Annotated in this window: 20 protein-coding genes; 5 read left to right on the top strand and 15 right to left on the bottom strand. The window is 63.5% G+C overall.

Going from position 1 to position 21,177, the window contains the following annotated elements; all coding sequences use genetic code 11:
• The first annotated feature begins 15 nt into the window (after positions 1 to 15).
• The 5 genes from cobA (at position 16) to M9955_21450 (ending at position 4,587) form a co-directional block, all read left to right on the top strand.
• The gene (gene cobA / locus M9955_21470; GenBank protein ID MCO5084215.1) at positions 16 to 822 is read left to right on the top strand and encodes a uroporphyrinogen-III C-methyltransferase; all 807 of its coding nucleotides are present in this window, start codon (positions 16 to 18) and stop codon (positions 820 to 822) included.
• Positions 819 to 2,141 carry a cobyrinate a,c-diamide synthase gene (locus M9955_21465; GenBank protein ID MCO5084214.1) on the top strand — a complete coding sequence of 441 codons (1,323 nt, stop codon included), beginning with the start codon at positions 819 to 821 and terminating at the stop codon, positions 2,139 to 2,141. The genes cobA and M9955_21465 overlap by 4 nt, the downstream gene beginning before the upstream one ends.
• A gap of 1 nt (position 2,142) precedes the next feature.
• On the top strand, positions 2,143 to 2,901 hold the full coding sequence (gene cobS, locus M9955_21460) for an adenosylcobinamide-GDP ribazoletransferase (protein ID MCO5084213.1): 759 nt from the start codon (positions 2,143 to 2,145) through the stop codon (positions 2,899 to 2,901).
• Between the two features lie 40 nt (positions 2,902 to 2,941).
• Positions 2,942 to 3,937, top strand: a complete 996-nt coding sequence (gene cobT, locus M9955_21455) for a nicotinate-nucleotide--dimethylbenzimidazole phosphoribosyltransferase (protein MCO5084212.1) — start codon at positions 2,942 to 2,944, stop codon at positions 3,935 to 3,937.
• 83 nt (positions 3,938 to 4,020) lie between these two features.
• Positions 4,021 to 4,587 carry a BA14K family protein gene (locus M9955_21450; protein MCO5084211.1) on the top strand — a complete coding sequence of 189 codons (567 nt, stop codon included), beginning with the start codon at positions 4,021 to 4,023 and terminating at the stop codon, positions 4,585 to 4,587.
• Positions 4,588 to 4,649: 62 nt separating this feature from the next.
• Here M9955_21450 and glpK read toward each other — a convergent pair whose 3' ends face one another.
• The 15 genes from glpK to M9955_21375 form a co-directional block, all read right to left on the bottom strand.
• Positions 4,650 to 6,140, bottom strand: a complete 1,491-nt coding sequence (gene glpK / locus M9955_21445; protein MCO5084210.1) for a glycerol kinase GlpK — start codon at positions 6,138 to 6,140, stop codon at positions 4,650 to 4,652.
• A gap of 67 nt (positions 6,141 to 6,207) precedes the next feature.
• On the bottom strand, positions 6,208 to 7,932 hold the full coding sequence (locus tag M9955_21440) for an ABC transporter substrate-binding protein (protein ID MCO5084209.1): 1,725 nt from the start codon (positions 7,930 to 7,932) through the stop codon (positions 6,208 to 6,210).
• Between the two features lie 80 nt (positions 7,933 to 8,012).
• Complete coding sequence (locus M9955_21435) at positions 8,013 to 8,420, bottom strand: DUF2160 domain-containing protein (GenBank protein ID MCO5084208.1); 408 nt, start codon at positions 8,418 to 8,420, stop codon at positions 8,013 to 8,015.
• Complete coding sequence (locus tag M9955_21430; GenBank protein MCO5084207.1) at positions 8,420 to 9,346, bottom strand: carbohydrate ABC transporter permease; 927 nt, start codon at positions 9,344 to 9,346, stop codon at positions 8,420 to 8,422. Before M9955_21430 ends, M9955_21435 begins: the two co-directional genes overlap by 1 nt.
• A complete protein-coding gene (locus tag M9955_21425) occupies positions 9,339 to 10,226 on the bottom strand; it encodes a sugar ABC transporter permease (GenBank protein MCO5084206.1) in 888 nt (295 codons plus the stop codon). Before M9955_21425 ends, M9955_21430 begins: the two co-directional genes overlap by 8 nt.
• A 2-nt stretch (positions 10,227 to 10,228) precedes the next feature.
• Positions 10,229 to 11,296, bottom strand: coding sequence for an ABC transporter ATP-binding protein (locus M9955_21420; GenBank protein MCO5084205.1), 1,068 nt, complete (start codon positions 11,294 to 11,296; stop codon positions 10,229 to 10,231).
• A gap of 8 nt (positions 11,297 to 11,304) precedes the next feature.
• Positions 11,305 to 12,387: an ABC transporter ATP-binding protein gene (locus M9955_21415; GenBank protein ID MCO5084204.1), complete on the bottom strand. Its 1,083-nt coding sequence runs from the start codon at positions 12,385 to 12,387 to the stop codon at positions 11,305 to 11,307.
• Between the two features lie 31 nt (positions 12,388 to 12,418).
• Positions 12,419 to 13,945, bottom strand: a complete 1,527-nt coding sequence (locus tag M9955_21410) for a glycerol-3-phosphate dehydrogenase (protein MCO5084203.1) — start codon at positions 13,943 to 13,945, stop codon at positions 12,419 to 12,421.
• A gap of 116 nt (positions 13,946 to 14,061) precedes the next feature.
• On the bottom strand, positions 14,062 to 14,826 hold the full coding sequence (locus M9955_21405; protein MCO5084202.1) for a DeoR/GlpR family DNA-binding transcription regulator: 765 nt from the start codon (positions 14,824 to 14,826) through the stop codon (positions 14,062 to 14,064).
• A 132-nt stretch (positions 14,827 to 14,958) separates the two neighbouring features.
• The gene (locus M9955_21400) at positions 14,959 to 16,365 is read right to left on the bottom strand and encodes a pyridoxal-dependent decarboxylase (protein ID MCO5084201.1); all 1,407 of its coding nucleotides are present in this window, start codon (positions 16,363 to 16,365) and stop codon (positions 14,959 to 14,961) included.
• A 17-nt stretch (positions 16,366 to 16,382) separates the two neighbouring features.
• Positions 16,383 to 17,117: a proteasome-type protease gene (locus M9955_21395; protein MCO5084200.1), complete on the bottom strand. Its 735-nt coding sequence runs from the start codon at positions 17,115 to 17,117 to the stop codon at positions 16,383 to 16,385.
• 48 nt (positions 17,118 to 17,165) lie between these two features.
• Positions 17,166 to 17,960, bottom strand: coding sequence for a transglutaminase family protein (locus M9955_21390; protein ID MCO5084199.1), 795 nt, complete (start codon positions 17,958 to 17,960; stop codon positions 17,166 to 17,168).
• A 279-nt stretch (positions 17,961 to 18,239) separates the two neighbouring features.
• Positions 18,240 to 19,184 (bottom strand): alpha-E domain-containing protein, encoded by a 945-nt coding sequence (locus M9955_21385; protein MCO5084198.1) that lies wholly within the window; start codon positions 19,182 to 19,184, stop codon positions 18,240 to 18,242.
• A 40-nt stretch (positions 19,185 to 19,224) separates the two neighbouring features.
• Positions 19,225 to 19,632 carry a four helix bundle protein gene (locus M9955_21380; GenBank protein MCO5084197.1) on the bottom strand — a complete coding sequence of 136 codons (408 nt, stop codon included), beginning with the start codon at positions 19,630 to 19,632 and terminating at the stop codon, positions 19,225 to 19,227.
• A gap of 56 nt (positions 19,633 to 19,688) precedes the next feature.
• Positions 19,689 to 21,104, bottom strand: a complete 1,416-nt coding sequence (locus M9955_21375) for a circularly permuted type 2 ATP-grasp protein (GenBank protein MCO5084196.1) — start codon at positions 21,102 to 21,104, stop codon at positions 19,689 to 19,691.
• Positions 21,105 to 21,177: the final 73 nt, after the last annotated feature.

The following is a 21,177-nucleotide window of genomic DNA, read 5'->3' as shown; positions in this document are numbered from 1 at the left end:
AAGGGCCGGACAGACATGACACTCGACAAGGCGATCGCCCGCCTCGCGCCGAAACTGAAGGACCTCGAGCCCGGCCATGTGTGGCTGGCGGGCGCCGGGCCGGGCAGCGCCGGCGCCTTGACGCTCGACGTCGTCTCGGCGCTGAGCCAGGCTGACGCGATCGTCTATGACGCGCTGGTGGACAGCGCCGTGCTGAACGTCGCCGACGGCGCGGAACTGCATTTCATGGGCAAGCGCGGCGGCAAGGAATCCGTGCGGCAAGACGAGATCACCGCGCTGCTGATCGCGCTCGCGCGACGCGGCAAGCGCGTGCTGCGGCTTAAAGGCGGCGACCCTTACGTATTCGGCCGCGGCGGCGAGGAAGCGCTGGCGCTGGCGCATGCCGGCATTCCGTTTCACATCCTGCCGGGCGTGACGTCGGCTTTCGGCGCCATGGCGAGCGTCGGCATACCCGCCACCATGCGCGGCATGAACAGGGCGATCATCCTTGCAACGGGACACGCCGCCGACGGAACAGCGCAGGATCTCGACTGGGCGGCGCTCGCAAAGACCGGCCAGCCCATCGTCGTCTATATGGGACTGAGGAACCTCGTGCCGATCGCCGCGTCGCTGGTCGCCGGCGGGCTGAAACCGACGACGCCGGTGGCGGTGGTGATGGCTGCGACCACGCCTGACGAACGGGTGGTCGTCTCCGATCTGGCGAATATCGGGGGCGAGACGGCGAAGGCGGGCATCGTGTCGCCGGCGCTCATCATCGTCGGCGAGATCGTTTCCATGCGGGCGGAGCTGATCGAACTGGCGCGGAGCATGCGCAGCGCATGACGGCGCGTGGTCTCATCATCGGCGCGCCGCGCTCCGGTTCCGGCAAGACCAGCGTCACCATCGGCCTGCTGCGAGCGCTCGCCCGACGCGGCATCAGGGTGCGCGGCGCGAAATCCGGCCCGGACTATATCGATCCGGAGTTCCATGCCGCAGCGACGGGCCGGCCGGGCGTCAACCTCGACAGCTGGGCGATGGCGCCGGCATTGCTCGACCATCTGGCGGCAGGCCTGAGCGCAGACGCAGACATCATCATCGCGGAAAGTGCGATGGGCCTTTTCGACGGCATCGAGGCGGGCAAGCGCCGTTCCGGCGCAGCGGCGGATATTGCGGCCCGCTTCTGGCTGCCGACAGTGCTGGTGCTCGACGTCTCCGGCCAGTCGCGGACGGCGGCCGCCGTTGCCAAGGGGTTTGCGGTCTACGATCCGCAGGTGCGGATTGCCGGCGTCGTGCTCAACAAGGTGGCGAGCGAGCGTCATCGCGCGCAATGCGCCGATGCGGTCGAGGCGATCGGCCTGCCGGTGCTCGGAACGGTGATGCGCAACCCGGATATGGAACTGCCGGAGCGGCATCTCGGACTGGTGCAGGCGCGGGAACATTCTGCACTCGACGCATTCATCGACCGGCTGGCCGATGTCATGGAAAAGTCGCTCGATCTCGACCGCATCGTTGCCGCCGCCGCGCCTTTCGCGCATATCGGCGGAAGCAAGGATGTGCCGCCCGAGACGATCAACCCGCCCGGCCAGCGCATCGCGCTGGCAAACGATGCGGCGTTCGGCTTCCTTTACCCGCATCTGCAATCGATCTGGCGCGCGAAGGGCGCGGAACTCGCCTTCTTCTCGCCGCTGGCCGACGAAGCCCCTGCCCCGGGTTGCGATGTCTGCTGGCTGCCCGGCGGTTATCCCGAACTCCACGGCGAGCGGCTGGCGGAAGCGGAGAAATTCCGGACCGGTGTGAGGAAATTCGCGGAGACCAAGCCGGTGCATGGCGAGTGCGGCGGCTACATGGCGCTCGGTGCTTCGATCGAGGATGCGGGCGGCAAGACGCACGAAATGCTCGACTTGCTTGGGCATGCGACGAGCTTCGCCAAGCGCAAGATGAACCTCGGCTATCGGCAGGCGACGCTTCTGGCCGATTGCGCGCTCGGCCGACAGGGCGATACGATCCGGGGACATGAATTCCACTATGCCAGCGTGGTCTCAGCCGGCAGCGACGAGCCGCTAGTCGAACTGGCCGACGGGCTCGGCAAACCGCTCGGGCCGGCCGGCGGGCGGCGTGGGCACGTCACTGGCAGCTTCTTCCACGCGATTGCGCGAGGCTGAGGTGAAGCCGGGGCTGTTCGCGACTATTCTCGGCGACACGCTCCTTTGCGTCGGTTTTTTCACGCGTATTCCGGCAGGCGGCATCACGGACAGGCGGCTGGCCGATGCCGTCTGGGCCGTGCCGCTTGTGGGCATTCTCGTCGGTGTCGTCGGCGCCTGCGCGTTCGGCATTGCATCGTGGCTGAACCTGCCTCCCGAAATCGCGGCGGCGATAGCGCTCGCCACGACCATGCTGGTGACCGGCTGCCTGCATGAGGATGGCCTTGCCGATGTCGCGGATGGTTTTGGAGGCGGTGCGACGCGCGAGCGCAAGCTGGAGATCATGAAGGACAGCCGCATCGGCACGTTCGGCGTGCTGGCGCTGCTTCTCACGGTGCTGGTGCGCTGGTCGGCGCTCGCGGCCCTGTCGGGGTCGATTTCCATGTTCGCGCTATTCGTCGCCGTGCACATGGCTTCGCGTAGCATCATGCCGGCGATGATGACCGTGCTGCCGCCTGCCCGCGCCACTGGCTTATCGGCGAACGCGGGCACGGTTTCCTTCAACACGAGCCTGCTCGCCGCTGCTCTCGGCTTGGTCGGGCTGCTGGCGCTTGGCCCTTTCGCAGCGCTGCTTTCGGCCGCCGTGCTGGTCGTATGGTTCCTGTTGCTGAAATCGCTCAGCGAACGCCAGATCGGCGGCCAGACAGGCGACGTGCTCGGCACGTTGCAGCAGGGCAGCGAGATCATCGTGTTGCTGGTCGCCCTGTCCCTTCATTCATAGCCGTTTGCCAAGGAGATCGCCCGTGCCCGCATTCGAAACCATGGCCGCGCTACGCGAGGCCTGCGCCAATATGCCGGCCGGAAACGAAGATGCGGCATCGCAAGCGCTGGCGCGCCAAGGCACGCTGACCAAGCCGCAGGGCAGCCTCGGGCGGCTGGAGGATCTGGCCGTGTGGCTCGCGCGGTGGCAGGGAAAGGCGATCCCGACGCTGGAAAAGGTCGAAGTCCTGGTGTTCGCCGGCTCGCACGGCATCACGAGACGCGGCGTTTCCGCCTTTCCGGCCGAAGTGACGGCGCAGATGGTGGCGAATTTCGCGGCGGGTGGTGCGGCGATCAACCAATTGGCAAAGGCCGCCGGTGCGGAACTGAAGGTGATCGCGCTGGAGGTGGAGCGCCCTACGGCGGATTTTACCGAAGCGCCGGCCATGTCGGAAGCGGATTTCCTGAAGGCGGTCTCGACAGGCTACGAGGCGCTTTCGACCGGGACGCAACTCCTCTGTATCGGAGAAATGGGCATCGGCAACACGACAACGGCGGCGGCGGTGGCGGCTGCGCTGTTCGGCGGAGACGGGACGGATTGGGTCGGTCGCGGCACGGGGGTCGACGATGCCGGACTCAAGCGGAAGGCCGATGTGGTGGACGCCGCGATCGCCCGTCACGGGGATGCGTTGCGTGACCCTCTGGAGGTGTTGCGCCGGGTTGGCGGGCGGGAACTGGCGGCGATGTTCGGCGCTGCTCTCGCCGCACGGCACAAGGGTGCGGCCGTGTTGGTCGACGGTTTCGTGTCAACCGCAGCCGTGGCGCCGCTCGGATTGCTGGCGACAGGCGGTCTCGACCACGCGCAGGCGGCGCATCGGTCGGCCGAGGCTGGACACACGCGCCTGCTCGAAAAGATCGGGTTGAGTCCGATCCTTGAAATGAGAATGCGTCTCGGCGAAGCTTCCGGCGCTTGCCTCGCGGTGCATATCCTGCGCTCGGCCGCTGCATGCCATAGTGGCATGGCGACTTTCGCAGACGCGGGTGTGTCGGAAAATTGAGCGGCAAGGAGTCGGTTTTCGGAACCTTGCACCCTATATTGAGTTCTGGAAGGGATTGTTCGAATTTCTCGAGGAGATCCGAGATGAAAAAACTTTTTTCCGGTCTGATGGCCGCCGCGATGAGTCTTTCGATGGTCGCGGCATCGGCGGTGCCGATGAATGCCGCGCCGGTGGTTCAGCCGTCCGTACCCCAGGCGAACGACGCCATCAAGGTGCAGGAGCGCATCTGGATACCCCGTGGCCAGCGGCGCGGCGGCAATCCTGAACACGGTCTTGGCGTGCCGAACCAACGTGAGTTTCGCGGTGAATGGCGACGCGGCGATCGGCAGTGGCGAGGCAACAACAGTTGGCGCAATGATGCGCGCTGGCGTGATCGCGGCAACTATCGCTACTGGAACGGCCATCGCGGCTACCGCGAGTGGCGTAAGGGTTATCGCCGTCACAACAATGGCTGGTGGTTCCCGCTGGCTGCCTTCACCGCAGGCGCGGTGATCGGCAACACGTTGAACCAGCCGCGCGTCATCTATCGTGACGGCGGCAGCGCGCACACCCAGTGGTGCTACAACCGCTATCGCTCCTACAGGGCTTCGGACAACACGTTCCAGCCTTACAACGGCCCGCGCAAGCAGTGCTATTCGCCCTATAGCTGATCGCGGTTACGACCAAGCCGGATCGAAGGCCCGCTCATCGGGCCTTCTTTCTGGGATGTTGTTCACGCGGAAAGCGTGCGCCGCACCGCATCACGCCAGCCCTTGAGCTTGCGGCCGCGTGTCTTCTCGTCCATCGCCGGCTGGAACCTCTGGTCGAGCGCCCATTTCCGGGAGAATTCAGCAGCCTTCGGCCATACGCCGGCCCGGGAGCCGGCGAGCCATGCCGCCCCGAGAGCCGTGGTTTCAAGGATCGTCGGCCTGTCCACGGCCGCGTCGAGTATGTCGGCAAGGCACTGCATGGTCCAGTCAGACGCGACCATGCCGCCATCGACGCGCAGCACCGTTTTCGCCGAGCCGCCCTTCCAGTCCTTCTTCATGGCGTCAAGCAGGTCGCGCGTCTGGTAGGCCACCGCCTCCAGCGCGGCTCGCGCGAATTCGGCGGGACCGGTGTTCCGGGTCAGGCCGAACATCGCGCCCCGCGCCTCGGCGTCCCAATGCGGCGCCCCCAGCCCGACGAAGGCCGGAACCAGATAGACGTCCTGCGAGGGATCGGCGAGCGCGGCCATCTCACCCGTCTGGTCAGCGCGACCGATAACGCGCAGCCCGTCGCGGAGCCATTGCACGGCGGCGCCGGCGATGAAGATCGAGCCTTCCAGCGCATAGGTGGTCTTGCCATTCAGGCGATAGGCGATCGTCGTCAGCAGCCGGTTCTTCGAACGCACGATGTCGGCGCCGGTGTTCAGCAGCGCGAAGCAGCCGGTGCCGTAAGTCGATTTCATCATGCCCGGCTTGAAACAGGCCTGACCGATGGTCGCCGCCTGCTGGTCGCCGGCAACGCCGAGAATGGGGATTTCGGCTCCGAGGAGCGATTGCTCCGTGCGGCCATAATCGGCGGCACAATCCTTGACCTGCGGCAGCATCGCTTCCGGTATGCGCAGGATCTTCAGGAGCTCCGCGTCCCATCGGTTCGTCTCTATATTGTAGATCAACGTGCGCGAGGCGTTGGTGGCATCGGTGGCGTGCACCTTGCCGCCGGTCAGCCGCCAGATCAGAAAGCTGTCGATGGTGCCGACGAGCAGTTCGCCGTTCTCGGCGCGGCGGCGGGCGCCCTTCACCTTGTCCAGCAGCCACGCGATCTTGGTGCCGGAAAAATACGGGTCGAGCAGCAGGCCGGTCTTTTTCGTGAATTTCGCTTCGAGGTCTTGCTTCTTGAGCTTGGCGCAGAGCGGCGCGGTGCGCCGGTCCTGCCAGACGATGGCGTTGTGGATCGGCTTGCCGGTGGCCTTGTCCCAGATGACCACGGTCTCGCGCTGGTTGGTGATGCCGATGGCAGCGACGTCAGATGCCTTGATATCCGCCGTGGACAGCGCCTTGCGGCAGGTTTCCAGCACCGTCGACCAGATTTCCTCCGGATCGTGCTCGACCCAGCCGGAAGCCGGAAAATGCTGCCTGAACTCCTTCTGGCCGACACCCGCCACCTTCATGTCGCGGTCGAACACGATGGCGCGGCTGGAGGTGGTGCCCTGGTCGATGGCGAGCACGAAACCGGTCATTCAGGCCTCCTGACATGGAGAGGAGGCGGCAAGGCCGCCTCCCCGGTATTGGCGAGTTCCGAAAGGATTACTTCTGCCAGCTCTTCACCAGTTCGTCATAGTTGACGGTGACCGGCTTTTCCTTCTCGTTCTCGATCTTGAGCTGCGGCGCGAGGTTGCCCTTGGCGACCGCATCCTTGTTCCAGTATTCGAGATCGTGCTCCTCGGCGAGCTTCGGCCCGATGTCGCCCTGCACGCCGGCGCGTTCCAGACGCTCCAGCACCTTTTCCTGCTCGGCGCAGAGCGAGTCCATCGCCTCCTGCGCGGTCTTGGCGCCCGACGAGGCATCGCCGATCGCCTGCCACCAGAGCTGCGCGAGCTTCGGATAGTCGGGAATGTTCGTACCGGTCGGCGACCACTGCACGCGGGCCGGCGAACGATAGAACTCGATCAGTCCGCCAAGCTTCGGCGCGCGCTCGGTGAAGCTCTGATGATCGATGCTCGACTGGCGGATCAAGGTGAGACCGACATGGCTCTTCTTGACGTCGACGGTCTTGGAGGTGACGAACTGCGCATAAAGCCAGGCGGCCTTGGCGCGGTCGTCCGGCGTCGACTTCATCAGCGTCCAGGAACCCACGTCCTGATAGCCGAGCTTCATGCCGTCCTTCCAGTAGACGCCGTGCGGGCTCGGAGCGAAGCGCCACTTCGGCGTGCCGTCCGCATTCACGACCGGCAGGCCCTCCTTCACGAAATCCGCCGTGAAGGCGGTGTAGGTGAACATCTGCTGGGCGATCTCGCCCTGGCTCGGCACCGGTCCGGATTCGGAGAAGGTCATGCCCTGCGCCGACGCGGGGGCATAGGCTTTCATCCACTCGAGATACTTTTCGATGGAATAGACCGCCGCAGGACCGTTGGTGTCGCCGCCGCGCGCGACGCAGGAGCCGACCGGCCGAGAATTCTCGTCGACCTTGATGCCCCACTCGTCGACCGGCTTGCCGTTCGGGATGCCCTTGTCGCCATTGCCGGCCATGGAGAGCCAGGCATCGGTAAAGCGCCAGCCGAGCGACGGGTCCTTCTTGCCGTAGTCCATATGGCCGTAGACCTTCTTGCCGTCGATCTCGCGGCCGGTGAAGAACTCGGCGATGTCCTCATAGGCCGACCAGTTGACCGGAACGCCGAGATCGTAGCCGTATTTCGCCTTGAAGTCGGCCTTGTTCTTCTCGTCGTTGAACCAGTCGTAGCGGAACCAGTAGAGGTTCGCGAACTGCTGGTCGGGAAGCTGGTAGAGCTTGCCGTCCGGCGCGGTGGTGAAGGACGTGCCGATGAAGTCGGCGAGGTCGAGATTCGGATTGGTGACGTCCTTGCCTTCGTTGGCCATGAAGTCGGTGAGGTTGCGCACCTGCTGGTAGCGCCAGTGCGTGCCGATGAGGTCCGAGTCGTTCACCCATGCGTCGTAAAGATTCTCGCCCGTCTGCATCTGGGTCTGAATCTTCTCGACCACGTCGCCTTCCTGGATCAGGTCGTGGGTGACCTTGATGCCGGTGATGGCGGAGAAAGCCGGCGCCAGCACTTCGGACTCATAGGAGTGCGTCGTGATCGTTTCCGAAACGACCTTGATATCCATGCCGGCAAAGGGCTTTGCCGCATCGATGAACCATTGCATTTCGGCTTCCTGCGCGGCGCGGTCGAGGGTCGACATGTCGCCGATTTCCTTGTCCAGGAAGGCCTTGGCCTCGTCCATCCCGGCATAGGCGCTGCCCGCGCCTGCCAGTAGAATGAGGGCCGTCGTTGATGCTAGAAGCTGCCGTCGCATTTCGTTTCCTCCACAGTTATCAGGTTTCAAGTGCGATCGGAGCGGTCGCCGGCACGCGGCCGCTCCAACTCATTCCCTCCCTAGACGTATCGAAACACCCCCACGGCGTAGACGATCGATAGAGCGAGAGCCCACCACAGGCTGGGTCCGACAAGACCCAGCCATGCGAGATGGATGAAGGCGCTGCCGAGCAGCGAAATGAAGAGACGATCGCCGCGCGTCGTCTCGAAGTGGAGAATCCCAACCCGCGGATTGCCGCCGGGCGAGGCATATTCCCACACCGCCATCAGGGCGAGCAGCAGGAAGATCGTCAGGAAGAACAGCGCCGTCGGGAAGGTCCACGCCATCCAGCCGCCGTTGATCAATGGCGCGGTCCAGTCGCGTGCCTCGTTCTTGACAGGAACCACGGCCGCGAGCAGGCCTGCCAGAACGGCATAGGCCACGAGAACGACAATGAGGGGAAGCTGCCAACGGCGTGTGGCGGTCATCATACCCTCCCCAGGGCAAAGCCCTTGGCGATGTAGTTGCGCACGAACCAGATGACGAGCGCGCCCGGAATGAGGGTCAGCACGCCGGCGGCGGCGAGCAGGCCCCAGTCCATGCCGGATGCAGACACGGTGCGCGTCATGACCGCCGCGATCGGCTTGGCGCTGGTCGTGGTCAGCGTGCGGGCGAGCAGCAGTTCCACCCATGAGAACATGAAGCAGAAGAAGGCTGCCACGCCGATGCCGGACGCGATCAGCGGCATGAATATCTTCACGAAGAAGCGCGGGAACGAATAGCCGTCGATATAGGCCGTCTCGTCGATCTCCTTCGGCACGCCCGACATGAAGCCTTCGAGAATCCACACCGCCAGCGGCACGTTGAACAGGCAATGTGCCAGCGCCACCGCGATATGCGTGTCGATCAGCCCGAAGGCCGAATAGAGCTGGAAGAAGGGTAGCGCGAAGACGGCCGGCGGCGCCATGCGGTTGGTCAGCAGCCAGAAGAACAGATGCTTGTCGCCGAGGAACCGGTAGCGCGAGAAGGCGTAGGCCGCCGGAAGCGCAACCAGAACGGAAATCACCGTGTTCATGACGACATAGGTGATCGAGTTGATGTAGCCCGAATACCATGAGGCGTCGGTGAAGATGACGGCATAGTTCCTGAGTGTTGGCTGATGCGGGTAGAGCGTCAGCCCGGTGACGATCTCCGTATTGGTCTTGAAGCTCATGTTGACGAGCCAGTAGATCGGCAGCAGCAGGAAGACGATGTAAAGCGTCGGCACCAGCCACCAGAAGCGCGACTGGTCGCCGCGCCGACGCATGGCGCGCGAAACGCTGTCCCGCCCCGCGCTTGCGGCGGCAGTACCGGGAATAGGCTGCGAGGACGGCAGCTTGTCGTCGCGCATGGTCGTCGCGTCGGACTCAGCCATGGCCGCCCTCCTTCGTCCGATCCGCCCCGACATTGGTCATGACCGTGTAGAAGACCCACGACAGCAGCAGGATGATCAGGAAGTAGATGATCGACATCGCAGCCGCCGGGCCGAGGTCGAACTGGCCGAGCGCGGTCTTGACCAAATCGATGGACAGGAAGGTCGTCGAATTGCCCGGCCCGCCGCCCGTCACCACGAAGGGCTCGGTGTAGATCATGAACGAGTCCATGAAGCGCAGCAGAACGGCGATGAGCAGCACGCGGTTCATTTTAGGCAACTGGATGTAGCGGAATACCGCCCAGCGCGAGGCGCCGTCGATCTTCGCCGCCTGATAATAGGCGTCGGGTATCGAGACGAGACCGGCGTAGCAGAGCAGCACGACGAGGCTGGTCCAGTGCCAGACATCCATCAGGATGACGATGAACCACGCGTCATAGGTGTCGCGGACATAGTTGAAATCGATGCCCATCGCATTGACGTAATAGCCGAGCAGGCCGATGTCGTTGCGCCCGAAGACCTGCCAGATCGTGCCGACGACATTCCACGGAATGAGCAGCGGCAGCGCCATCAGCACAAGGCAGACCGGTACGCCCCATCCGGATTTCGGCATGTTCAAGGCGATGAAGATGCCGAGCGGGATCTCGATGGCGAGGATGATGAAGGAAAAGACGAGGTTGCGGCCCATGGCCTGCCAGAAGCGATCGGAGCCGAGCACATCCTCGAACCACTCGGTGCCCGCCCAGAAGAACTGATTGTTCCCAAAAGTGTCCTGAACCGAATAGTTCACGACCGTCATCAGCGGGATGACCGCCGAGAACGCCACCAGCACGAGCACCGGCAGCACCATGGACCACGCTCTGTTGTTCCACGGCTTGTCCATGGCTAACGCTCCATCTCGACGCGCCAGGAACCGGCATAGAGGTTGATGCCGGCCGGATCGAAGGCCACTTTCGGGTCCGCCGGAATGCTCTGGTCCTCGCCGACGATCGCCGCGATCTCGCGTCCTTCGAGGCTGGCGCGTACGATTTTCTGGCGACCGATATCCTCCACCTTGCGGATGGAGATCGGCATGCCCTCGGCGCCGACACGCACATATTCGGGGCGGATGCCGAGTTCGTCCGGGCTTGTCGCGGCCTTCGGCGCGCCGGGAAGTCCAATCCGCTGGCTGCCGATCACGGCGTCACGGCCCTCGATCTCGACCGGCAGCACGTTCATGCCGGGGGAGCCGATGAAATAGCCGACGAAGGTATGGCGCGGCCGCTCGAACAGCTCGGCCGGCGTGCCGATCTGCACGATCTGGCCGTCATACATGACGACGACGTGCTCGGCGAAGGTGAGCGCCTCGGTCTGGTCATGCGTGACATAGACCATCGTGTAGCCGAAGCGGCGGTGAAGCTGCTTCAACTGGGAGCGCAGCACCCATTTCATATGCGGATCGATGACGGTCAGCGGCTCATCGAAGAGGATGGCGTTGACGTCCGAGCGCACCAGCCCGCGACCGAGCGAGATCTTCTGTTTCTGATCGGCAGTGAGTCCCCTCGCCTTGCGCTTTGCCCAGCTCGCAAGATCGATCATATCCAGCGTCTCGCGTACCTTGCGATCGACATCGGCCTCCGGCACGCCGCGATTGCGCAGCGGGAAGGCGAGATTGTCGTAGACGGTCATGGTGTCGTAGATGACCGGAAACTGGAACACCTGCGCGATATTGCGCTGCTGCGTGGAGAGGTCGGTGACGTCCTGATCGTTGAAAAGCAGGCGGCCGTGCGACGGATGCAGCAGACCCGAAATGATATTGAGCAGGGTCGTCTTTCCGCAGCCCGACGGTCCGAGCAGCGCATAGGCGCCGCCGTCCTCGAAGGTGTGGTGCACTTCCTTGAGCGCGTAAACCGCGTCAGGCCCGGGATTGGAGCCGTAGGCGTGACGTATGTGGTCGAGATCGATGCGCGCCATGACCTCTCCTATGCCGCCAGCCTTGCGGGCGCGCTCATGGAGCGGCCGCTCTGGTCGAAGACCATGATGTGACGCGGATCGATGAAGACCTCGATGGCGTCGTCGGGTTCGTAGACACGCACACCCGGCGCCAGCATCACCCAACGCGCATCGGCGAAGTCGAGATGCACGAAGCTTTCCGAGCCGGTGATTTCAGTGACGATCACCTTGGCCGTGAGGGCGACCGCATCCTGCGTCGGGCGCGAAGAAGAAAGATGGTGGGGCTGAAAGCCGATCGTATATGCGCCGTCGGCAATACCGGCGAAAGCCGCCGGCACCGGGAGGTTCACCCCACCATCAAGCTGGAAATTCCGGCCGACCTTCCTGAGCACGATGGTGTTCAGCGGCGGATCGGCGAAGGTCCGGGCGGTGACGAGGTCCGCCGGCTGGCGGAAGACCTCGACAGTCGACCCGAATTGCGTGACGCCCCCCTCCGAGAGCGTCGCGGTGTTGCCGCCGAGCAGCAACGCCTCATGCGGTTCGGTCGTGGCGTAGACGAAGATCGCGCCCGTCTCGGCAAAAATCTTCGGCAGTTCCTCGCGCAATTCCTCGCGCAGCTTGTAGTCGAGATTGGCGAGCGGTTCGTCCAGCAGCACCAGCTTGGCGTTCTTGACGATGGCGCGAGCCAGAGCGGTGCGCTGCTGCTGGCCGCCGGAAAGGTTGAGCGGCGTGCGGTCGAGATAGGGCGTGAGCTTCAGGAGATCGGCCGCGCGCCGCACCTCGCGGTCAATGCGGTCCCTGGCAGCGCCGGCAACGCGCAGCGGCGAGGCGATGTTCTCGTAAACGGTCATCGCGGGATAATTGATGAACTGCTGGTAGACCATGGCGACGTTGCGCTTCTGCACCGGCACGCCGGTGACGTTCTGGCCGTCGAACCAGATCGTGCCCACGGTCGGCGTGTCTAGTCCCGCCATCAGGCGCATCAGGCTGGTCTTGCCGGATAGCGTCGGCCCGAGAAGCACGTTCAGCGAAGCGTGCTGAAGCGTCAGCGAAACGTCGCGGATATGATCCACGCCTCCCACCGCCTTCGTCACGTTCCTCAACTCAAGCATTCCGCTGCTCCTCCCTGAGCTTCCGGAAACCTTACTCCGCTGCCTGCCGACCGCCTGCGCCGTTTCTATCCAGATACGCCTGGAGCGCGGCGGCCTGCTCGGGCGACAGTTTCAGCCCGCGCTTGGTGCGGCGCCACAGAATGTCCTCGGCCGTCGCGGCCCATTCGTGCTCGACAAGATACCGCACTTCAGCCTCATACAAATCCCCCCCGAAATCCCGCCCGAGATCACCGAGCGACCGCGCAAGGCCGAGCATCGACCTTGCGCGTGTGCCGTAAAGGCGGGTGAGCCGCCGCGCGAGACGCGCGTCGAGGAACGGATATTCGGCCTTGAGCTTCGCGACCTGCGCATCGAAGCCGGTCGCGGGAAAATCGCCGCCGGGCAGCGGCGCGGTCGCCGTCCAGGACTTTCCCCGCTTGCCGAGCACCTCCTCGATCTTCTCCAGCATCGATTCCGCGAGACGGCGATAGGTGGTGATCTTGCCGCCGAAGGCGTTGACGATCGCACCCTGCCCGGCAGGCGCTTCCGCCTTCAACACGTAATCCCGTGTCGCCTCCTGTGCTTTCGACGCGCCGTCGTCGAAAAGCGGACGCACGGCCGAATAGGTCCAGACGATGTCGCCGCGCGTGACCGGCTTCGCAAAATACTCGCTGGCGGCGGCGCAGAGGTAGTCGATCTCGCCGTCACTGATGCGGACATCGTGCGGATCGCCGTGAAAATCCTGGTCGGTGGTGCCGATGAGGGTGAAGTCCTCCTCATACGGAATGGCGAAGATGATCCGGCCATCATTGTTCTGGAAGAAATAGGCGCGAGGGTCATCGAACTTCCTGCCGACGACGATATGGCTGCCCTGCACCAGGCGGACATTGTGGACGTCGTTCTGCCCGACCGCCGCCGACAGCACATGATCGACCCACGGCCCCGCCGCATTGACGACGAGCCGTGCCTTGACGATCTCGCAATGGCCGTCCGTCGCCTCCATCGTCACGAGCCAGTGGTCCCCCGCCCGGCGTGCGCCGACGACCTTGGTGCGGGTGCGGATGACAGCGCCCCGGTCGGCAGCATCACGGGCATTGAGCACGACGAGGCGCGCATCGTTCACCCAGCCGTCCGAATACTCGAAGGCCTTGGTGAACAGCGGCTTCAACGGCTTCCCAGCCGGGTCGCGCGTCATGTCCAGCGTCTTCGTCGCCGGCAGGAGCTTGCGGCCGCCGATGTGGTCGTAGAGGAAAAGGCCGAGCCGGAGCATCCAGGCCGGACGCGGGCCGCCGCTGAAAAACGGCAGAACGAAGCGCATCGGCCAGATGATGTGCGGCGCCATCTTCCAGAGCACCTCGCGCTCCATCAGCGCTTCGCGCACCAGCCGGAACTCATAGTGTTCGAGGTAGCGCAGGCCGCCATGGATCAGCTTGGTGGAACCGGAAGACGTGCCGCTCGCGAGATCGTTCATCTCCGCCAGAATGACGCTGAATCCGCGTCCGACGGCGTCACGCGCGATGCCGCATCCGTTGATGCCCCCGCCGATGACGAAAACGTCGTAGATCGGACCTTCGTCCAAATTTCCCCTCCCCGTTTTCGCAGTGCAGCATTTCTCTGCCAATTCGAAAACGTGAGAGGATTATTTCGAACCAATAACGAATGTCAAACGAAATTCGGACGCTTCGATGAATCCGGTCAAATGGAGGTTTCGATGAGCTCGACTTCCGATTCCACGCAGATCTTACGGATCGCGGGAATCTCGCAGCGATCCGTGATGAACGTGTCCACCTGGGAGAGATGCGCGATCCTGACGGGCGCGGTGCGTTCGAATTTCGTTTTGTCGGAAACCAGGATGACGTGCCGGGCATTGGCGATGATCGCCTGCGCCACCTTCACCTCGCGGAAATCGAAATCGAGCAGCGCGCCGTCATGATCGATGGCCGACACGCCGATCACGGCATAGTCGACCTTGAACTGCTTGATGAAATCGACCGCCGCCTCACCCACGATGCCGCCATCCGAGCCGCGCACCACGCCGCCGGCGATCACGACCTCGATCGAAGGATAAACGCGCATCCTGTTGGCAACATTGATATTATTGGTGATGATCATGAGCCCGGTATGGTCGAGCAAGGCCTTGCTGACCGCCTCGGTGGTCGTGCCGATATTGATGAACAGCGAGGCATTGTCCGGGATCAGCCTTGCAGCCGCGGCGCCGATCGCATCCTTCTCGTCGGCGGCTATCTTGCGCCGCGCCTCATACTCGACATTCTCGATGCCGGAGGGAAACAGCGCCCCTCCATGGATGCGGGTGAGCAGCCGCTGCTCGCAGAGATCGTTGAGATCCTTGCGGATGGTCTGAGGCGTCACGTTGAAATGCGTCGCGAGATCGTCGACCAGCACCCTCCCCGTGTCCTTCGCCATCTGGACGATCTCGGCGTGACGGGGCGGCAGGAACATAAGGTAGCCTTTCAGACTTTCGTTTTCCCGATTTCTAGCAAAAAACGAAAGCCGATGCCACTGCGCTGAGCCGGCAAACGAATTTTTCGGAAATCGACAATGGATTCAGCGGGCGCCATATCCATGCGGGTGTCATTTCAGCGCCGCCGCTGTCTGCGTGATGACATCGTATGCGGCGTCGACATCCGCTTCGGTGGTTTCGAATTGCCCGACCTGGAAGCGGATCGCGACGCGGCCATCCACCCGCGTCTGGGTGACATAGATGCGGCCGTCCGCGTTGATGGCCTCGACCAGCGCCAGATTGTGCGCGTCCATATCCTTCCCGCCCCTATGGCGGAATGCGAACAGCGACAGCATCGGGGGCGTGACGATCTCGAAGCCGGTCGTCGCACCGAGACGTTCCGCGATCTTCGCCGACCATGCGACATGGTTGCGGATCATCGCGCGCAGCCCGTCGAGCCCATGCGCCCTGAGCAGGAACCAGAGCTTCAGCGCCCGGAAGCGGCGGCCGAGTGGCACGGACCATTCGGAGAAGTTGACGATGCCGTCCCTGCCATGCGTTTTCAGGTACTCCGGCTTTATGGCGAGCGTCTTCACGAGGTCTTCCGGCTCGCGCAGGAACTGGATCGAGCAATCGAACTGCGCGCCGAGCCATTTGTGCGGATTGAACACGATGGAATCGGCCTGCTCGACGCCAGCCCAAAGATGGCGGTGCTCGGGGCAGATCATCGCGGAACCGGCCCATGCGGCATCGACATGGAGATAGAGGCCGTGTTTCCGCACCACCTCAGCGACTGCCGCGATGTCATCCGTCGCGCCGACGCTGGTGCCGCCGACACAGGCGATGATGCCAGCTGGCAGCAGTCCCGCCTCGCGGTCGGCGGCGATCGCCGCATCCAGCGCACCGGCATCCATGCTCCGCAAGGGTCCCGTCGTCGGAATGCGGACGAGATTTTCCTCGCCGATGCCGGATATCCAGATGGCGCGGTCGATGGACGTATGCACCTGATCCGTCGCGTAGATGCGGACGCGCGGCTGTCCGGAGAGGCCCGTCCTGTTGCCCCGCCAATCGAGCGCCCGCTCCCGCATGGTCAACACGGCGGCAAGCGTCGCGGTCGAGGCCGAATCCTGGATCACTCCAGCAAACCCTTCCGGCAGGCCGAGCGCCTGCCGCATCCAGCCGGTGACCTTGATCTCGAGTTCCGTCGCGGCAGGCGAGGTCTGCCAGAGCATGCATTGCGCTGCCATGGCGCTGACCAGATACTCCGCCACCACGGAGACCGGCGCGGCATTGGCCGGAAAGTAGGCGAAGAAGCGCGGATGCTGCCAATGCGTCATGCCGGGAAGGATTTTCTGCTCGAAGTCGGCGAAGATCGTTTCCATCGTCTCCGGCTGTTCGGGCGGGCTGTCCGCTATGGACCCACCGATCTCCCCCGGCTTCGTCTGCGCCCGCACCGGCTTGCCGCGAATGCCTTCGCGATAGTCCGCGCCCCAATCGGCCGCGCGATGCGACCATTTGCGAAAGGCCTCACTATCCATGACCGACCTCCGGCGAACTATTGCTCGGGATAGTCCGGCAGCGCCGTGAACGCACTTTTCAGCGCGTTCGACCAGCCGTCGGAGACCGTCCGGTAATAAGGATCGTCCTGCGTGATGCGCCGCTTCAATCCTACGCGGAAAGTGTCCCGCTCATAGAACATCATGTCGAGCGGCAGGCCGACCGAGAGGTTCGATTTCAGCGTAGAGTCAAAGGACACCATCAGCAGCTTGGCGACCTCGGCGAAGTCCATCTTGCGGTCGTAGGTGCGCACGATGATCGGCTTGCCGTATTTGGTCTCGCCGATCTGGAAAAACGGCGTGTCCTCGCTGGATTCGATGAAATTGCCTTCCGGATAGATCATGAACAGGCGCGGCTCGCCGCCCCGGATCTGTCCGCCGAGAATGAAGGAAGCATTGAAATAGGATTCGGCCTTCTGCCCCTCCGGGGCGGAATTCGCGATCACTTCCTTCACCGTATTACCGACGAGCCGGGCCGTCTGGTACATCGACGGCGTTTCCAGCAAGGTCGGCGCGCGTTCCGACACGGCCTTGGAACGCTCGTCGAGCAGGCTCACCACGGACTGGGTCGTGGCAAGATTACCCGAGGACATCAGCACGATGACGCGCTCGCCTGGCTCCTCCCAGATGCGCATCTTGCGGAAAGTCGAGATATTGTCGACGCCGGCATTGGTGCGCGTGTCGGACATGAAGGCAAGGCCCTGGTCGATCTGGAGGCCGACACAATAAGTCATGAGGTGAAGATCGGCCGCGCCGATTCCCGTTTCTTTTCGCCGCCGCGATTACTGCTCTACAGTAATCCTCACTTCAAGACGTTCGTCGGCCTGCCCCAGCCGAATCCCGGAAACAGGCATGGCATCGCGGTAATCCCGGCCTGTCGCGATGCGCACATATCGGTCGTCCGGCGATATGCCGTTCGCCACGTCGAAGCCGACCCAGCCGAGACCTTGCACATGCGCCTCGGCCCAGGCATGCGTGGCGACCTGCTTGCCGGCGCTCCCGATCATGAGATAGCCGCTGACGTAGCGAGCTGGAAAACCCATGAGCCGCGCCGCGGCGAGGAAGACATGCGTGTGGTCCTGACAGACGCCGGCACCTTTCGCCAGCGCGTCCTCGGCGGTGGTCACCGTCGTCGTCGCGCCGGGCTCGTAAGCCACCTTTTCGCCGATCAGGGCCATCAGGCCATGCAGCCTTTCCAGATCGGGACCGGCGGCGATCGACTGCGCCAGCCCTGTCACCCCCGCGCCGGGCTCGGTCAGCGCCGTATGCGGCACGAAAAGCCAGAGCGGCGCGAAGCCGCGATGAGTCCCGAACACGCCCGCGCGATCGCTTGTCTCAACCTCCCCTGCGGCTTCGACCGCGATCAGATGCGGCCCGCCGCTGACGCTCAATAGCCGTGTGTCATTGCCGAAATGATCGACGAAACGCAGTTCCTCCCGCGCACCCTCGATTTCAAGGGACCATGACAACACGGCCTGCAGGTCGTTGTTCAACGGCACCAGCCGTACCCTTTGCAGCGCATAGGGCACCGGCGCGTCGTATTGATATTCGGTGCGATGAGCGATCTTCAGTCTCATCTAGAGCATTTCCTGTGAACTTTGGGCTGCTCTGTTTCTCCGATGGCGTGGCGATCCGCCAGGAAGGCGGCGCAGGTCGTACCGGTGATACGGCCAAGTCCGGCTGACGCCGCGGGCGCCCGCCAGCGGGAAACCCTTCGGGCCGGGTGCATTTGGCCCGAATCCTTCGGCTTCCGGCTCGGCCGTGGCATCACCACGACATTCGCCGTAACCCTCGGCCTTGGGCCAAATGTCCTCCGGCAGAGTGACCCAAAGTTCACAGGAAATGCTCTAAGCGTCTCAGTGGAACCGGTAGTCAAGCGCGACCTGATCTCCCAACTGATTGTTCTCGCGGATGAAATCCGAGAGGAATTCATGCAGCCCTGAATCGATGATTTCCTTGATCGACCCCACCCGCATCTTCGCGAAGATCCGATCGAGCGCATCGTGGCTCGGATGGCGCGTCCCGTAGGTCGTCGCGAGAAAGCCGAGATGTTCGGAGATCATCCTGTAGCAAAAGGCCAGCGAACGGGGCATGCGACCATTCAGGATCAGAAAATCCGCGATGTTCGTCGGCTTGTACTCGGCTTCGTAGACCCAGCGGTAGGAGCGGTGCGCCGACACGGAGCGCAGGATCGATTCCCATTGATAATTGTCGAGCGACGAGCCAACCCATGAGATTGACGGCAACAGCACGTAGTATTTGACATCGAGGATGCGCGCCGTGTTGTCGGCGCGCTCGATATAGGTGCCGATCTGGTAGAAATCGAAAATCTCGTTGCGCAGCATGGTGCTGTAGAACGAACCGCGGATAAGCGCCGACTCCCGCTTCACGGCGTCAAGCACCGCCGGCAGTTCGCGCCCGTCGATCGGGTCCGCGAGCAGGCGCCTGAGCGCCATCCACGCCTCGTTGATCGCTTCCCAGGTTTCGCGCGTCAGCGCGGTGCGCACCATGCGGGCGTTCTGCCGCGCCGTCTCCATGGCCGACATGACGCTCGACGGGTTGTTGCGGTCACGCAGCAGGAAGTCGGAGACGGTGGCCTCGGTGAAGTCGTTGCCATGGGCGTCAGCAAAGGCGAATTCCGCGCCGGCGCTGGTGACGACCGACGACCATTCCTCAGCCGTGTTTTCGGTGCGTGTCAGCGCCATGCGCAGGCCGGCGTCCACAAGCCGCGCCATGTTTTCCGAGCGCTCAATGTAGCGGCTCATCCAGTAGAGGCCGTTGGCTGTGCGACCGAGCATTATGACGACCCGTGAACAGTGAACAGTGAACAGTGATCAGTGTTCATTCACGGAACTCGCTCTTGGTCTGCAGTTTGTGAATAAGCGAATACAGCATCGCGCCTGCCTCGTCCGTTTTCTGAAGAATGCCCGCAAGCAAGGCACTGCTTATGATTTCGACCCGCTTCGCGACGACAAGATGCGTCTCCAGTTCCTTCAGGGAACCTTGGGCGATGCGGAGAAACTGAACAAAGCCAGGGCGCGTCCCCCGCCCATATCCCTCCGCAATATTGGCCGGAACCGAGGTTGCCGCGCGCCAAATCTGCGAGGTCAGCCCATAAAGTTCGGACGTGGGGAAAGTCTTGGTAAGGGTGTAACATTCGGCCGCGAGATCAATCGACGCACTCCAGACACGCAAGTCACGATATGACTTCACAGCAGGAAGCTGTTCGTTTGCACGAGCGGCCGGCACGCCAGCCTCTATAACCGAAGTGTCACTGTTCACGGTTCACCGCTCACTGTTCACTCCTACTCATCCACCAGCACCCACGTGTCCTTCGTCCCGCCGCCCTGGCTGGAATTCACCACCAGCGACCCTTCCTTGAGCGCGACGCGCGTCAATCCGCCGGGAACGATCTGGATGCGGTCCGACACAAGCACGAAGGGGCGCAGGTCGACGTGGCGCGGAGCGAGCCCGCTCTCGGTGAGGATCGGGCACGTCGAGAGCGAAAGCGTCGGCTGGGCGATGTAGTTCGACGGCTTGGCCGCGAGCTTCTTGCCGAACTCCTCGCGCTCCTTCTTCGACGCCGCCGGGCCGACAAGCATGCCGTAGCCGCCGGAGCCGTGGACTTCCTTCACCACCAGTTCGGCCAGATGCTCCTGGACATATTTCAGGCTGTCAGGTTCGGAGCAGCGCCAGGTCGGGATGTTGCCGAGAATCGCCTTGCGACCCGTGTAGAACTCGATGATCTCGGGCATATAGGAATAGATCGCCTTGTCGTCGGCGATGCCGGTGCCTGGCGCATTGGCGATGGTGATGTTGCCGGCGCGGTAGACATCCATGATGCCCGGCACGCCGAGGGCGGAATCCGGCCGGAAGGTCAGCGGGTCGAGAAAGGCGTCGTCGACGCGGCGGTAGAGCACGTCGATCTGCCTGTAGCCTTCCGTCGTGCGCATGGCGACGTGCCCGTCCACGACGCGGAGATCCTGCCCCTCGACCAGCTCGACGCCCATCTGGTCGGCGAGGAAGGCATGCTCGAAATAGGCCGCGTTGTAGCTGCCCGGCGTCAGCACCGCCAGCGTCGGCGTCCCCTTCACCGCGGAGGGCGCGACGGATGACAGCGATTTGCGCAGAAGCTGCGGATAGTTCTCGACGGGCCGCACGCGCACGCGCTGAAACAGCTCCGGGAAGAGCTGCATCATCGTCTCGCGGTTCTCCAGCATGTAGGAGACGCCCGACGGCGTGCGCGCATTGTCCTCCAGCACGTAGAACTCGCCCTCGCTGATGCGGACGATGTCGACGCCTATGATGTGCGTATAGACGCCGCCGGGCGGCCTGACCCCGATCATCTCGGGCAGAAACGCCTCGTTCTTGGCGATGAGGTCGCGCGGCACGCGGCCGGCCTTCAGGATTTCCTGCCGGTGATAGATGTCGTCCAGAAACGCATTGAGCGCCTGCACGCGCTGCTCGATGCCCTGCGTCAGCCTGCGCCATTCGGAGCCCGACAGGATACGCGGAACGATATCGAAGGGGATGAGACGCTCGGCAGCCTCCTCCTCCCCGTAGACATTGAAGGTGATGCCCGTCCTGCGGAAAACGCGTTCGGCGTCGCGCATCTTGTCGGCAAGCCGTTTGGGGTCCTGGGTGCTTAGCCAGCTTTCGTAGGCGGCGTATGGTTTGCGAATACCAGCGCCTTCCGGATGCATTTCGTCGAAAGCGACCAAACAAAATCTCCCCTGTGCCGCCTATTCAACGGGCTCGGGGGAGAAATGCAAGCGCATTTAGCAGGATGCGGGC

The sequence above is a fragment of the Rhizobiaceae bacterium genome, assembly GCA_023953845.1.
Lineage (GTDB): Bacteria > Pseudomonadota > Alphaproteobacteria > Rhizobiales > Rhizobiaceae > Arvimicrobium.
This window is presented reverse-complemented; position numbering and strand designations above follow the sequence as displayed.

Coding starts and splice junctions, on each gene's coding strand:
- cobA (MCO5084215.1), top strand. CDS start 16: ATGACACTCGACAAGGCGATCGCCCGCCTCGCGCCGAAACTGAAGGAC.
- M9955_21465 (MCO5084214.1), top strand. CDS start 819: ATGACGGCGCGTGGTCTCATCATCGGCGCGCCGCGCTCCGGTTCCGGC.
- cobT (MCO5084212.1), top strand. CDS start 2,942: ATGGCCGCGCTACGCGAGGCCTGCGCCAATATGCCGGCCGGAAACGAA.
- M9955_21450 (MCO5084211.1), top strand. CDS start 4,021: ATGAAAAAACTTTTTTCCGGTCTGATGGCCGCCGCGATGAGTCTTTCG.
- glpK (MCO5084210.1), bottom strand. CDS start 6,140: ATGACCGGTTTCGTGCTCGCCATCGACCAGGGCACCACCTCCAGCCGC.
- M9955_21440 (MCO5084209.1), bottom strand. CDS start 7,932: ATGCGACGGCAGCTTCTAGCATCAACGACGGCCCTCATTCTACTGGCA.
- M9955_21435 (MCO5084208.1), bottom strand. CDS start 8,420: ATGACCGCCACACGCCGTTGGCAGCTTCCCCTCATTGTCGTTCTCGTG.
- M9955_21430 (MCO5084207.1), bottom strand. CDS start 9,346: ATGGCTGAGTCCGACGCGACGACCATGCGCGACGACAAGCTGCCGTCC.
- M9955_21425 (MCO5084206.1), bottom strand. CDS start 10,226: ATGGACAAGCCGTGGAACAACAGAGCGTGGTCCATGGTGCTGCCGGTG.
- M9955_21420 (MCO5084205.1), bottom strand. CDS start 11,296: ATGGCGCGCATCGATCTCGACCACATACGTCACGCCTACGGCTCCAAT.
- M9955_21415 (MCO5084204.1), bottom strand. CDS start 12,387: ATGCTTGAGTTGAGGAACGTGACGAAGGCGGTGGGAGGCGTGGATCAT.
- M9955_21405 (MCO5084202.1), bottom strand. CDS start 14,826: ATGTTCCTGCCGCCCCGTCACGCCGAGATCGTCCAGATGGCGAAGGAC.
- M9955_21400 (MCO5084201.1), bottom strand. CDS start 16,365: ATGGATAGTGAGGCCTTTCGCAAATGGTCGCATCGCGCGGCCGATTGG.
- M9955_21395 (MCO5084200.1), bottom strand. CDS start 17,117: ATGACTTATTGTGTCGGCCTCCAGATCGACCAGGGCCTTGCCTTCATG.
- M9955_21390 (MCO5084199.1), bottom strand. CDS start 17,960: ATGAGACTGAAGATCGCTCATCGCACCGAATATCAATACGACGCGCCG.